This is a genomic window from Paucibacter hankyongi (genome assembly GCF_037482915.1).
GTDB lineage: Bacteria > Pseudomonadota > Gammaproteobacteria > Burkholderiales > Burkholderiaceae_C > Paucibacter_A > Paucibacter_A hankyongi.
Window position 1 is genome coordinate 195,687 of the sequence record NZ_JBBHJX010000003.1, and the last position, 13,768, is coordinate 209,454.

The 13,768-nt window shown below is 63.2% G+C and carries 13 protein-coding genes; 4 read left to right on the forward strand and 9 right to left on the reverse strand.

Annotation, left to right across the window (positions count from 1 at the left end; translation table 11 throughout):
• Positions 1-72 precede the first annotated feature (72 nt).
• A complete protein-coding gene (locus WG899_RS06815) occupies positions 73-618 on the forward strand; it encodes a porin family protein (RefSeq protein ID WP_339594877.1) in 546 nt (181 codons plus the stop codon).
• Between the two features lie 112 nt (positions 619-730).
• Here the strand turns inward: WG899_RS06815 and WG899_RS06820 are convergent, their stop codons facing one another.
• The 8 genes from WG899_RS06820 to WG899_RS06855 all read right to left on the reverse strand — a co-directional run bounded on the left by WG899_RS06820 (position 731) and on the right by WG899_RS06855 (position 9,139).
• Positions 731-1,432, reverse strand: a complete 702-nt coding sequence (locus tag WG899_RS06820; protein ID WP_339594878.1) for a response regulator — start codon at positions 1,430-1,432, stop codon at positions 731-733.
• Positions 1,429-3,351 (reverse strand): type IV pili methyl-accepting chemotaxis transducer N-terminal domain-containing protein, encoded by a 1,923-nt coding sequence (locus WG899_RS06825; RefSeq protein ID WP_339594879.1) that lies wholly within the window; start codon positions 3,349-3,351, stop codon positions 1,429-1,431. The genes WG899_RS06820 and WG899_RS06825 overlap by 4 nt, the downstream gene beginning before the upstream one ends.
• 96 nt (positions 3,352-3,447) lie before the next feature.
• The gene (locus tag WG899_RS06830) at positions 3,448-3,636 is read right to left on the reverse strand and encodes a hypothetical protein (protein ID WP_339594880.1); all 189 of its coding nucleotides are present in this window, start codon (positions 3,634-3,636) and stop codon (positions 3,448-3,450) included.
• A gap of 442 nt (positions 3,637-4,078) precedes the next feature.
• Positions 4,079-5,764 (reverse strand): MFS transporter, encoded by a 1,686-nt coding sequence (locus WG899_RS06835; protein ID WP_339594881.1) that lies wholly within the window; start codon positions 5,762-5,764, stop codon positions 4,079-4,081.
• A gap of 212 nt (positions 5,765-5,976) precedes the next feature.
• Positions 5,977-7,542, reverse strand: a complete 1,566-nt coding sequence (locus WG899_RS06840) for a methyl-accepting chemotaxis protein (RefSeq protein WP_339594882.1) — start codon at positions 7,540-7,542, stop codon at positions 5,977-5,979.
• Between the two features lie 198 nt (positions 7,543-7,740).
• Positions 7,741-8,391, reverse strand: a complete 651-nt coding sequence (locus WG899_RS06845; RefSeq protein WP_339594883.1) for a 2-hydroxychromene-2-carboxylate isomerase — start codon at positions 8,389-8,391, stop codon at positions 7,741-7,743.
• Between the two features lie 11 nt (positions 8,392-8,402).
• Positions 8,403-8,621, reverse strand: coding sequence for a DUF1289 domain-containing protein (locus tag WG899_RS06850; protein ID WP_339594884.1), 219 nt, complete (start codon positions 8,619-8,621; stop codon positions 8,403-8,405).
• 8 nt (positions 8,622-8,629) lie between these two features.
• A complete protein-coding gene (locus tag WG899_RS06855) occupies positions 8,630-9,139 on the reverse strand; it encodes a YbaK/EbsC family protein (protein ID WP_339595147.1) in 510 nt (169 codons plus the stop codon).
• 206 nt (positions 9,140-9,345) lie between these two features.
• On the opposite strand from WG899_RS06855, the gene chrA reads away from it, so the two are divergent.
• The gene (gene chrA / locus WG899_RS06860; protein WP_339594885.1) at positions 9,346-10,731 is read left to right on the forward strand and encodes a chromate efflux transporter; all 1,386 of its coding nucleotides are present in this window, start codon (positions 9,346-9,348) and stop codon (positions 10,729-10,731) included.
• 60 nt (positions 10,732-10,791) lie between these two features.
• Here the strand turns inward: chrA and WG899_RS06865 are convergent, their stop codons facing one another.
• Positions 10,792-11,241, reverse strand: coding sequence for a hypothetical protein (locus WG899_RS06865; RefSeq protein ID WP_339594886.1), 450 nt, complete (start codon positions 11,239-11,241; stop codon positions 10,792-10,794).
• Between the two features lie 288 nt (positions 11,242-11,529).
• Here WG899_RS06865 and WG899_RS06870 point away from each other — a divergent pair, with 288 nt between their 5' ends.
• Positions 11,530-12,423, forward strand: coding sequence for a plasmid replication/partition related protein (locus WG899_RS06870; protein ID WP_339594887.1), 894 nt, complete (start codon positions 11,530-11,532; stop codon positions 12,421-12,423).
• Between the two features lie 47 nt (positions 12,424-12,470).
• On the forward strand, positions 12,471-13,625 hold the full coding sequence (locus tag WG899_RS06875) for a DUF484 family protein (protein WP_339594888.1): 1,155 nt from the start codon (positions 12,471-12,473) through the stop codon (positions 13,623-13,625).
• Positions 13,626-13,768: the final 143 nt, after the last annotated feature.

Genomic DNA, 13,768 nt, shown 5'->3' on the forward strand with positions numbered 1-13,768 from the left:
GACTTCATCGCAGCAAGACAAGCCCACAAGCAGTCGGCCGCGAGATTGGATAAACCAGAAGAAAGGCAAACGATGAAAAAGCAAACACTCGCCAAGGTCGCCACGCTCGCATTGGCTCTGGCCGCAGGAAGCGCCTTCGCCGCTGACAAGGGCTGGTATATGGGCGCTGACATTGGTCAGTCCCGCAATGACCTGAGCAGCCCCAAGACACCGGCGCCGCGCCTGGACAAGACCGACACCGCCTACGGTGTGCATGGTGGTTATCAGTTCAACAAGTACTTTGCCGCGGAACTGGGTGTGAATCGCCTGGGCACCCAGAAGATCGGCGACAGCAAGGCCACCACCAAGGCCTACTCGCTGGATGCGATTGGCCGCCTGCCGGTGAGCGACAAGTTCACCGTCTACGGACGCCTCGGCGGCGCCCATATGGAGCGCACGTACAGCGACGACGCCGGCAACCACGCCGCGGGCTTCAAGGTCGGCCTGGGCGCCGAGTACGCCATCGACCCGAGCTGGTCGCTGCGCACCGAGCTGACACGCTACAACAATGTGCCGACCAGCAGCACCTTCGGCAACACCTTGGACAGCTGGAACGTCGGCGTCAACTACCGCTTCTGACGCTAGGCCCAGTCCGCCGCCCTCACGCGGCGGTACTCAGCGCCAAAACAAAAGGCTTGCCGGGACAACCCGGCAAGCCTTTTTCTATTGCTTCAAGCCGGCGCAGCTGCGCTCAACTCAGCCCTCGCTCGCTGGCCCACACCGCCACCTGCACCCGCGAACTCAGGTTGAGCTTGCGCAAGATGTGTTGCACATGGATCTTCACGGTCGTTTCGGCAATGCCCAGCACGCGGGCAATCTCCTTGTTGCTGGCGCCCCGAACAATTTCGCGCAGCAACTCCTGCTCGCGCGGCGACAACATGGCCAGCGCCTCGTCCTTGGCTGCCGCTTCAACACCTGCAGAGGGCGCGGCGGGCGCCACCGCGGAAGCCTTGAAGGCCCGCACCAGCTTGTGCGTCATCTCCGCACTGACCACCGACTCACCCGCCACGGCGCGGCGAATCGCTGCCGCCAGATCCTGGCCGTCAATGGTTTTGAGCAGATAGCCGGCGGCGCCGGCGCGCAGCGCGGCCGACAGATCCTCTTCGTCTTCGCTGACGGTCAGCATGATGAACTGGGTCTGCGGTGCCACTTCCAGCAGCCCGGGCAGCAACTCGACACCACGCACGCCCGGCATATGGTTGTCCAGCAGCACCACGGCGGGCTGCAACTCAGCCACCCGACGCAAGGCCTCGCTGCCGTCCGCGGCCTCGCCCACGACAGACAGGCCCGGCTCGTGCGTCAACAAGGCCGTCAGGCCGCGCCTGAACAGGCTGTGGTCATCGACCACCATCACCCGAATAGTCCCCACCTCAGCTGCGGAAGCTTCACTCATGCACTTTGACTCTCTGTTTGTGGCTCCTGCGCCTCGGGCCGACCTTGCGCCGGCAGCAGCAGACTGATTTGGGTCCCCTGCCCGACCTGGCTGCTCACCTGCAAGGTGGCGCCGATGCGGGCGGCGCGTTCGCGCATGATATGCAGGCCCACATGGGTTTCATCAAAACGACCGGCCAAGGCATCGAAGCCGGCGCCATCGTCTCGCACCTCAAAGCGCCACTGCGGCCCCTGCATCACCCGCAGCTCAACCGAGCGCGCACCCGCATGCTTGCGCACATTCGACAAGGCCTCCTGCAGCACATGCAAGACCTGCACCTGCTGGTCCGGCGGCAGCGGCACACCTTGGCCGGAGATGGTCAGATGGGTGGTCAGGCCGCTTTGCAACTCGAATTTGGAGAGGGTGGTGCGCAAAGCTTGGGCAATGTCTTCATGGCCGGGGCGGGTCCTGAAGTGCAGCAGCAGCTCGCGCACATCGGCATAACTCTCACGCACACCGGTATCGATCTCGGCCAAAGCGCCTTCGACCTCGAGCGTCTGCCCATCCTTGATGGCTCGCCGCAACAACTGCACCTGAATCTTCAAAAAGGCCAGCGACTGGGCGATCGAATCATGCAGCTCCTGCGCCATCAAGTTGCGCTCCTCGCTGACCGCCATTTCACGGTCACGCGCGGCCAGCCGCACATTCTCCAACTGGGTGGCCACCTGCCCGGCCAGCGCATCCAGCAGTTGCCGCTCGCTCTCGGGCATTGCGCGCTCACCGTAGTAGAACAACTCAACCTCGCCGATGGTGCGGTTCGGAGTCCGCATCGGAATGGCCACCACCGTCTGATAACCGGCCGACTCGCAATGCTTGAGTTTCCTCTCACCCAAGGCTCGGATCGGAATGATGCGAGCACCGGTGGCGGTTTCCAGGTGCTCGCCGCAGGCACATTCACCCCGGTGCACACAGTGTTCGGCGTCGACCATGCTGGACGGCAAGCGCACCTGCCCCAGCATCAACAAGCGCTCGCCATCCTCGGAGGCCAAGCGCACCGCCGCCGCGTCGGCGCCGGCTATGCGGCTGACTTTTTGCGCAAAGGTCTGCGCCAAGGCTTCAATGCTGGTATTGCTTTGCAGCGCCATCAACGCCACGTCATACAAGGCCGCCAAGCGGTCGTTTTGGAGTGCCAAGTCGGCGGTTTTTTCACGCACCTTGTTTTCGAGGCCGCGGTACGAACTCTCCAACTCATCGGCCATCAGGTTGAAGCCCTGCGCCAGGCTGGAGAACTCCTCGACCGTGTTGCGCTCTTCAATACGGGGCGAAAAATCGCGCGCCGCCATTTGCGCCAAGCCATCGCGCAGGCGCTGCAAGGGTTGAATGATCCAGACAAAGGTGCCCGACACGAACACCACCGACGCCGCAGCCACCAGCACGACGAGGCCAAAACATAGCCCGCCCAACAAAGCCGTACGAGTGGCAATGGCCTGCTCGATGGCCGATACGAAGGCATCCACCGTGCCAACAAACTGGTCGGCTTGGCGGCGCAGGGCCGCGCCATCGGGCGCGCTCGCGCCACTCGCGTTCAAGCTGGCGCGCAAGGGTTGCCAGGCCAAATCGACCTCGGCAAAACGATCCAGACAGGCCTGGTTATCGGGAATGAACAAGGGGCGCGAGGGATCGCCCTGGCGCAGGTTCAGCACCATGGCGTCGAAGTTCTTCAGGCCGAGCGCCACCTCTTGCTGATCGCCGGCCTGATGGGCCAGCGTCAACTTGTAGGTCATCATGCGCATGCGACCGGCCTCATTGATCGCGCCGGCGCCCCCCTCCAACTGCCATGACACCCACAGCGTGAAGGCAATCGAGGCCAGGGCCACGACCAAAAATGTGGTCTGGATGAGGGCGAGCTTGCCCGCCAGACTTCTGAAAAGCTTGCGCATGGCGAACGATACCCGAGTGCGGGTTCGCCCGAGATTGACCTAGATCAATCGCAGCAACTCGCCGCCCGAGCTTGGGCGAGCGAGTGGGGCCAGGACTTACATCGAGGCGGCGGAGGCTGGCGCGCTGGCAGCTTCAGGCGCGCTGGCCGCGGCGGGGGCCGACTCGGTATGCGGCGCGGCTACATCATGCTTTTCACCGCTCATGTCGATACCGCCGCCGCTCTTCATCAAGATGAAGATGGCCAGGGCAGCAAAAAGGGCAAATCCGACGAGCAATTTCCACATGATTCGAATCCAGTGTCTGAGACGTTAAGAAAAAGAACAGCACATTGTTACGGCCTTAGCTGACTGCAGCCTGAGCGCCGCAATCCAAGCATGCCGCTCGAACAAAGAGGCGCATCATCGCTGATCTGTGCGGGGCGTTTGTCGGAACATAGCGGGCTTCACGCGCTGACCGTTTCTGAGCGATAGCTTGCTGCCCCTGCGAATGGCAGACGCACCAAGTCTGCGGTTAAGCGGGCCGACTGGGCGCTCCGCCCCGCTCCTGTCCCCCGCCCCGCGCTTCGCCCGGGGCTCCTCCTTGACCTCGCGGTTCAGAGCGCCCAGCCGTCCTGCTCCGGCAGGGCCGGGCTTTGCTGCCGGCACGAGGCCCTCAACGATCAACAGCGCGCCATTGAAAAAGGGCGACCCGAGGGTCGCCCTTGATCAGGAGGACTTGATCCGGAGATCAGTCGTTGGCGTAGATGTCCACGTCCTTGGTTTCACGCACGAACAGCAGGCCGATCACCAGCGTCATAGCAGCAATGCCGATCGGGTACCACAGGCCGTGGTAGATGTTGCCGTTCTGGGCCACCATCGCGAAGGTGATGGAGGGCAGCAGTCCACCGAACCAGCCGTTACCAATGTGATAAGGCAAGCTCATCGAGGTATAACGGATGCGGGTCGGGAACATCTCCACCAGCATGGCGGCGATCGGGCCGTAGACCATGGTCACATACAGCACCAACACAAACAGGATGGCAATCACCATGGGTTGGTTGATCTTGGCCGGGTCAGCCTTGGCGGGGTAACCAGCGGCCTTCATCGACTCGCCCAACTCCTTCTTGAAGGCAGCGATGCCCTTGGTGGAGGCTTCGTCAAACTTGTGCTCAGTAGCCTTGGTGGCGTTCAGGCCGTTGATGACCTTCTCGCCCACCTTGATCACCGCCACCGAACCCGCTGGGCCGGCAATGGTTTCATAGCTGGCAGAGGCCTGGGCCAAAGCGCGCTTGGCAATGTCGCAAGAGCTGGTGAAGTCGACTTCACGAGCAATCGGGCTGCCTTGGAAGGAGCAGGTTGACAGATCGACCGTCAGCGAAATCTGCGCGTTCTTTTGAGCAGCGGCCAGGTCCGGGTTAGCGGCATTGGTCAGCGCCTTGAACAGCGGGAAGTAAGTGACGATCGCGAGCAGCAGGCCAGCCATGATGATGGGCTTGCGGCCGATCTTGTCAGACAGCGTACCGAACACCACGAAGAACGGTGTGCCCAGCAGCAGCGAGACGGCCACCATGATGTTGGCGGTGGACATTTCCACCTTCAACACGCTGGTCAGGAAGAACAGCGCGTAGAACTGACCCGAGTACCAGACCACGCCCTGGCCAGCGACCAAGCCGAACAAGGCCAGCATGACGATCTTCAGGTTCTTCCACTGACCGAAGGACTCGGACAGCGGCGCCTTGGAGGTCTTGCCTTCCGACTTCATCTTCTGGAAGGCGGGGCTTTCGTTCATCGACAAGCGAATCCACACGCTGATGCCCAGCAGCAGAATCGAGACGATGAAAGGCACGCGCCAGCCCCAGGCAGCAAACTCGGTTTCACCGATCACCGTGCGGGTCCCCAGAATCACCATCAGCGACAGGAACAGGCCCAGCGTCGCGGTGGTTTGAATCCAGGAGGTGTAAGCACCACGCTTGCCAGCAGGGGCGTGCTCGGCCACATAAGTCGCCGCACCACCGTACTCACCGCCCAGCGCCAAGCCTTGCAGCATGCGCAAGCCGATCAGGATGACCGGCGCCGCAGCGCCAATGGTGGCGTAAGACGGCAGCACACCGACGATGAAGGTCGACAGACCCATGATCAGGATCGTCACCAAGAAGGTGTACTTGCGGCCAATCATGTCGCCCAGGCGACCGAACACCAGCGCACCGAAGGGGCGCACGATGAAGCCTGCAGCAAAGGCCAGCAAGGAGGCGATGAAAGCCGCCTGCGGGTCCAGTGCCGAGAAGAATTGCTTGGCGATGATCGGCGCCAAAGAACCGTAGAGGTAGAAGTCGTACCACTCGAACACGGTGCCGAGCGAGGAAGCGAAGATGACCTTCTTTTCCTCGGCCGTCATCGGCGTGTTGGTCGTGGAGACTGCGCTTGCAGTTGCCATGGTGGAATGTCTCCGGAAGTTTTTGCACGAGAACCACCGCCCGGTAGCTCTTGGCTGAACTATGGGAGCCGCCTCTGACCCGACTCTGACGCCAGGCTTAAGCCAAGCTGACAAAACCGACTGCAACCCTCATTAAAAATTTCGCAATGCGATATTTAACCCAGGTCAAGGGTAAGTCCTCGGGCGGCAATTCGACCCGCCCGAGACGCTCGTTAGGCTAACCCTGGAGCCAAGCGGAAGAAGGCCACGGTCTCGCGCAAGCGCTGAGCCTGCTCCCGCAGCGCGGCGGCCGCGGCCGAAGACTCCTCGACCAGGGCCGCATTCTTCTGCGTGTGCTGATCCAGCTCGGAGATGGCTTGGTTGACCTCGCCAATGCCTTGGCTTTGATGGCTGGAGCTGGCACTCAAACCTTGAATCAAGCTGCTAACGCCCTCGATCTGCGTGGCCAGGCCGGCCATCGAGGCGCCGGCTTGTTGAACTTGGCCATAACCATCACTGACCTTCTCGCCGCTTTCGGCAATCAGCCCGCTGATCTCGCGCGCCGCCACCGTGGCGCGCTGCGCCAGATTCCGCACCTCGGTCGCCACCACGGCGAAGCCGCGCCCCTGCTCGCCGGCTCGCGCCGCCTCCACGGCCGCGTTCAAGGCCAGGATATTGGTTTGGAAGGCAATGCTGTCGATCACCGAGGTGATTTCACCAATCCGCTGGCTGGCCTGCTGGATGCCCTGCATGGTGTTGACCACCTGGCCGACCACGCTGGCGCTCTGTTCGGCCGTGGCCGACACGCCCAGCGCCAGCGCGCGCGCCTCATGCACCACCTTGACGGTGCCCTGCACCGCCTCGGTCATCTTGTCCATGGTGGCCGCGGTTTGCTGCACATTGGCCGACTGGCTTTCGGTGCGTTCGCTCAGGTCCTGATTGCCCATGGCAATCTGTGCCGAGGCCGAGGCCACCGAGCTGGAGGCGCACACAATGCGGCCGATCACCTCGCTCAGCTGATTCTGCATCTGCACCATGGCGCCAAGCACACTGTGGGGCCCCGCGCCTTCAAAGGCGATGGGGCGCGACAGGTCGCCTGAGGCGATCTGCGCCGCCACCTGCGCCGCCTGCTCGGGTTCGCCGCCCAGCGTCGCCATCAGCCAACGCACCACCGACTGCGCCGCCAGCAGGCCGACCACAATGGCGGCCAACATCAGGCCGATTTGAATCCGCAGGGTTTGCTGGTAGTTGGCCTGAGCGGCCAGGTACTCCTGTTCGGCCACCTGCTGCTGCAGGTCGATCAGGGCGGAGATTTTGTTTGAAATTGGGTCGATAGCCGGGTACATCAGCTGCGCGGTGAATCGCTGCAGCCCTTCCCGATCCGACTTTTCCAGCAGCTCTTTCAACTCGGCCAGAGCCGCCTCAGCGCCGCGCATTGCCTGCTCGGCATCGCGCGCCAGCGCCAGCTCTTGGGCATCCATCTGGGTGGCACGGTAGGCCGCCCACTCGCGGCTGACGGTTTGCCGCGCTTGCTGCGTTTCGTCCAGTGTTCGCTTGAAATCCTGCTTGCCGGCCGCGGCCTTGTGCGCGCCGTCCACCACCTGCACGGCGAAGGCGTCGGCAACCAGCTTCAACTGCTTCAATGGCACGACGCGGTCCTCATAAACCGTCCGCATGCCCTGTTCTAGCTGACTCAATCGCAGCAGGCCGATGGCCATGGCGATGAGCGTGAAAGCCGTCAAGACGGCCGCAAAGAAACGCATGCGCGTACGCATGCCAAAGCCTGACTTCATCATCATTGAATACTCCCTGGTGGATGACCGAGCGCCCTGTGCCGACTGCGTATGGCCGGACAGCGGAGCCCGCCGCGATTCTTGTGGGAATCGGGCCGGGAGAACTCATGAATTGGCCGGGCTTTGCCCGCCTGTTTATTTTCGGCGTTAGCGCGCGCGAACTAGGTCACGATTGACGCAGGCCTCATCCAGCGCCTAAGCGCATCAGTGCGACACGCGCCGCACACCGGGACGCGAGCGTGCCGCGGCTTCCCAATCGCCTTGTTCAAACCACGGGTCCCCGCGCAGATAAGCGGCCAGCATGTCCAGCGAGTCCAAGCCCCAGAACAGCTTGCCGTCCACCACAATCGTCGGCACGCCGAAGACGCCCAGGCCCAAGGACTCCTCGGTGGCCACGCGCAGGCCTTCCTTGACCTCCTCGCTGGCGGGGTCGCGCAGCGGGGCCAGGTCTTGTGTCAAGGCGGCCAAACGCCCTGCTTCATTGGCATCGGCACCCTGAGCGCGCCAGACATGATGAAAAATCTTCTCGACTTGCAAACGGTTCGGCGTGCCACCGACGGGCGCGCAAGCCCACGCCAGGCGCAACAGCGGCAGCGGGTTGAAGGGATGCTGGGCCGGCACCTGCAGCGGAATGTTCAGCTGATGCGCCGCCCAGGCCACCTGACGGAAGGTCCATTGCCGCTTCGGCTCGATCTCGGCCGGGCCCTTTTGACCCAGCGCATGCAACAAGGCGGCAAACAAAATGGGGCGGTACTCGACGCTGTAGCTCAGGCCTTTCAAGGCCTCGGGCAAGCGCTCGAAAGCCAACGCCGCATAGGGTGAAATCGGGTCAAAGTAAAAGGTCAGCTGCTTCATGGTCTTGGCTCTCAGGGTTCGTTGGTTTGCTCGGCGGCCGTGAAAACACCCAGCTCCAGCAGTTGCTCGCGGCGCGCAGGCAGGCGCTGCAGGATTTCAAGCCGCATGGCATCGTCGGCCTTGGACCAGAGCGTGATCTCGGGGATAGTGCGGGCGCAGCCCTCACACCAGCCGGTGGGCTGATGCATACGGCAGACATTGCTGCAGGGAGACTTGACCGTGGAACTCATTACGGCACTCATGCTTGCACCACATCAATCACCGGCGCGGCGGTCAGTTCGGCCAGCTCGGCCGGCGTCATGGGAAACACACCGTTCGGGTGACCGGCCGCGGCCCAGATCACCTCAAAACGGAACAGCTCGCGGTCGACAAACAGCAGCGGCTGCGGCAAGCCCTCGGCGGGCGCGAAGCCGAGCGGCGAAACCCCGCCGATCGAGAAGCCGGTGCGCGCCTTCACATAGTCGGCATCGGCTCGCCCCAGCGGACCGGTATGCGGCGTGAGCTTTTTTTCATCCACCCGCTTGTCACCCGAGGTGATCACCAACACAGCGGCTTCGTCGGCGCGGCGCCGAAACACCACCGACTTGGCAATCTGGCCCAGGGCGACGCCGAGCGCATCGGCAGCCTCTTGCGAAGTACGCGCGGCCACCTCCAGCCAGCGCGCCTCCTGACGATGACCGCGCTCGCTCAGGGCAGCTTGCACCCGGCGAAAGCCCTCCGGCCGCTCCTGCGTCTGTGCGCCGGCCATTGATTCATTGACAACATTCATGGCGGCATTCTCTCAGGCAATCCTGGCTCGCCTGGGCCACAGGTCCAATAGCCCTCACCACGCGCCCCATACACGCCCATACCCGTGCCACACGGGCCTCTACAAGTTTCAGCAAGAAGAAGGCCGGACCGCGCCAACCGGTGTGGCATGCTGCGCCACCCCACCGATCTCCGTTCTGTCGCCGCATGAGTTCCTATCCCACTGGCTCCACTGGTTCCGCTGCCCCCGCAGATCACAGCCGTCCCGCGCCAATTGGATTTGGGCAGGCGCTGCTGTTTTGGCTCAAGCTCGGCTTCATCAGTTTTGGAGGGCCGGCCGGCCAGATCGCCATCATGCACAGCGAGTTGGTCGAGCGCCGCCGCTGGATCAGTGAAAAGCGTTTTCTGCATGCGCTCAACTACTGCATGTTGCTGCCCGGCCCCGAGGCCCAGCAACTGGCCACCTATATCGGCTGGCTGATGCACCGCAGCTGGGGCGGCCTCGTCGCCGGCACCTTGTTTGTGCTGCCCTCGCTGTTTATCTTGATCGGCCTGTCCTGGCTCTATATGGCGCATGGCACTCAGCCACAGGTGGCGGCCATCTTCTTTGGTCTCAAGCCCGCCGTGACCGCCCTGGTGCTGCACGCGGCGCACCGCATCGGCACAAGGGCGCTGAAAAACCGCTGGCTCTGGGTGATTGCATGGCTGGCCTTCGTGGCGATCTTTGCGCTCAAGGCGCCCTTTCCGCTGATCGTGCTGCTGGCTTCGGCCGTTGGCTGGCTGGGTGCGCAGCGCTGGCCTGAAGTCTTTGCCCTCGGCGGTGGGCACGGGGGCGGCAAAGCCCACTACGGCCCAGCCCTGATCGACGACGACACCCCCACGCCGGCGCATGCCCGCTTTTCACGCCGCCGACTGGTGATAGTGCTGGCGCTGGGCTTGGGCCTATGGCTGACGGTGTTTGGCGGCCTGCTGCTGAGCTTCGGCCCGAACCATGCGCTGAGCCAGATGGCAGGGTTCTTCAGCAAGGCCGCGCTGCTGACTTTTGGCGGCGCCTATGCGGTGCTGCCCTATGTCTACCAAGGGGCGGTCGAGCACTACAACTGGCTGAGCGCCGCGCAGATGATGGACGGCTTGGCGCTCGGCGAAACAACACCGGGACCGCTGATCATGGTGGTGGCCTTTGTGGGTTTCATCGGCGCCTGGACGGGCAGCCTGTTGGGCCCAGAGGCCCTGCTGCTGGCCGGCGCGAGTGGCGCCTGCGTGGCGACCTTCTTTACCTTCCTGCCGTCCTTTGTCTTCATCCTGGCGGGCGGCCCCTTGGTCGAGGCAACGCATGGCCAGCTGAAATTCACCGCCCCACTGACGGCCATCACCGCCGCCGTAGTCGGCGTGATCTTGAATCTGGCGCTGTTCTTTGCCTTCCACCTGCTTTGGCCACAGGGGCTGGGCGGACATTTCGACCTGATCTCTGCCCTGCTGATGGCCGGCGCCAGCCTGGCCCTGTTTCGCTTCAAGTTGGGCGTGATGCCACTGCTGATGGGCTGCGCCTTGGTCGGCCTGATCCTTCAAGCCCTCCCGGGCCTGGCGCGCTGAGCCCATGCGGGTTCACTGAGAGCCGGCGCCGCTTTGGGCTGGGGCGCCAGTACTGAGGACTCAGTCCCGATCCCGACCATGGCCCCGGCCATGCTTCTCTTTGTCGCGACCGTGGCCGCGATCGTGGTCCTCATCGCGGTCGCGGTCGCGCCCTCGACCTTCGCCACGGCTGCGCTCGTAATGAGGTACGTACTCGTCACGGTACCAATCGTCACGCACAAAGTAGACCGGCCGGCCGCAAGCGTCGTAATGCTTGCAGTGCTTGCGCCAGTCTCTCTCATGGCCAGGCGGCACGCGCAAATAGATCGGCGCGCCCTGCACCCGGACCCGCTCAATCAACACCGGCTGCGCGTAGATCAAGCGCGGCTGAGGCGCATTGCCGATATCGATATGGCCGTAAAACCCCGGCTGCCCGATATTGATCGACACCCCGACATCGGCGGCTTGAGCCGACGCCCACTGTCCGAGGCCCAACAGCAAGGCAGCCCAAACTATTTTTCTCTTGCTCATCGCCCAACTCCTTTGAGGTCTCAATAGACCGATTCACTGTATGTAGGTTCAACGCAAGCCCCAAGCGCTGGGTGCACAACCGTCACAATTTGACACGCAATATCCCAGGCTGGACAGCGGCAAACGCCCGCATTCAGAGCCTGGCAGCAAGTCCCCGTGACCCGGCCCCGGGACACAGTGGCTCAACCGATAAAATGAGCATCACACGCTTGCCCTTGCGCTCGCCCTTACATCCTGCCCTTGTCCGCCATCGTCTGGCCGGGTCCATTTCTCGCACTTACGTCCCCCATGAACATCACCGTCCTCGAAGAACTGAAGGCCTATATCGACCCCCTGACACCGGACGAGCACCAAGCGCTGGAGCGCAGCATTCTGAGCGAGGGCTGCCGCGACGCCCTGGTGCTGTGGGGCGAGATCCTGGTCGATGGCCACAACCGCTACGGCATCTGCCAGAAACACGGCCTGCCCTTCAACACGGTGCAGAACACCCGCTTCAAGTCGATGGAAGACGTGCATCTGTGGATGATCGACCAGCATCTGGGACGCCGCAGCGTGTCTGACTTCCAGCGCGGGGTTCTGGCCCTGCGCAAGAAAGAAATCACCTCAGCGCGCGCGCAAGCTGCCGTGGCAGCGCTGGCCGAGGCCGGCACCGCCATCGGCACCGAGTTCCCGAGCAGCATCGACGCCGATGCCGCCGCGGCCGTACCCGCAGCCGAAGCACTGACCAGCCGCGAGGCCATCGCCAAGGCCGCCCGCATCAGCAGCAATACCGTGGTGCAGATCGAAAAGATCCAGAAAAGCGCAGCCCCCGAGTTGGTGGAAGCCGTCAAGGCCGGCACGATCTCGATCAACGCCGCCGCAGCAGTGGCCAGCCTAGACAAAGAAGAACAGGTTGCTGCCGTGGCCGGCGGCAAAAAGGAGCTGCAACAGGCGGCCAAGCGGGTGCGTGAAAGCAAGTCCGGCAGCCGCGCAGCCAAGGCAGACAGCGGCAGCGAAGGCTCGGCAGAGGGGGCCGCCGACGGAGGCGCCGACAACGCCGCGAGCGCCGAGGAACGTAACCGCGAAGCGCAACTGAAGTTGCTGCAAAGCACGGTGGCCGACTTGACGGCCGAAAACAAGGCGCTGAAAGAAGAAAACATGCGGCTGCGCGAGGAGCTTGCAGCGGCCCAGCCACAGAGCTGAGTCAGACTATCGCTACAGTCAGAGCCTTCCCCCTCTTGCGACACAGCATGGACCGCGACGATCCCCAGCACCGCCACGCCAACATCCAGGCTGAAAACTTGGCCTTACGCCAGCAACTCGAGACCATGCTGCGCGAAGCGCGTAACAACGAGCAGAAGATGCGCCGCTTCGAGCAGTTGGAGCACAAGCTGATCGCCACCCGCTCGCTGCTGGAATTGGTTCGCTTGCTATTGGGCGAGTACAAGCTGGCCTTTGGCATCGACTGCGTGGCACTGTCACTGCTGGACCGCGAACACGAGGCCAGCCGCATGCTCGACGCCGAATTGGGTGCCGAGGGGCCGCTGCAGGGCCTACACCTGCTGCAGACCAATGCGCCCCTGTTGGCCCTGCATGCCGACCCCTTGCTCAAACCCTGGCTGGGGCCCTTCAATGCGCAAACGCATGGAAAGCTATTCCGCGGCCAGGAACACCACGAAGCCATCGCGTCGATTGCCCTGCTACCTCTAAGCCGTCACGGTGAACTGATCGGCAGCCTTCATTTCGGCAGCGTCGATGCGCAACGTTATGAGTCCGCCGCCGGCACCGCCCTGCTGGAACGACTGGGCGCCATTGTGTCGGTCTGCCTGGACAGCACCTTCAACCAGGAGCGCCTGAAGCTGGCCGGACTCACCGACGCCTTAACCGGCGTACACAACCGACGTTACTTCGAGCACCGCTGCCTGATCGAAATCGCCCAGGCGCGCCGCTACCGACACGACCTGGCCTGCCTCTTCCTGGACCTGGATCGGTTCAAGGCGATCAATGACCGCTACGGCCACCCGGCCGGCGATGCCGTCTTGCGCGCCATCGGCCACAGCATCCAGGCCCAGTTGCGAGCCGGCGACACCATTGCCCGTTTCGGCGGCGAAGAGTTCGTGGTGCTGCTGCCGCAAGCCCCTGTGCAGCATGCGCGCGAGATCGCCGAACGCATTCGCGCCAGCATTGCCGCGCGCCCCTTCAGCCTGCCCAGCGGAGAAGTGATCACGGCCAGTGTTTCGGTGGGTTTGGCCATGTTGCCGGCCGAACGCATCCAGGCCGAGCCCCAACAATTGGCAGAGCGCTTAGTCAAAGCCGCCGATCAGGCGCTGTATCAGGCCAAGGCCGAGGGGCGTAATCGGGTGATCTGCCACCTTGATGGCGACTTGCCGAACTGCAAAGCCTGACGGCGAGGCCAAGCAGCATCAAGACTACTCCCGCCGCTCCAGCGGGACGATCAACCCAACAAGGCCAAGCGTCAAAAAGAAGCCGCTGTGCTTCTGCTCGCCACAAAGCAAAAACCCTTGATTCACAAGATTTCTCTTGCAGA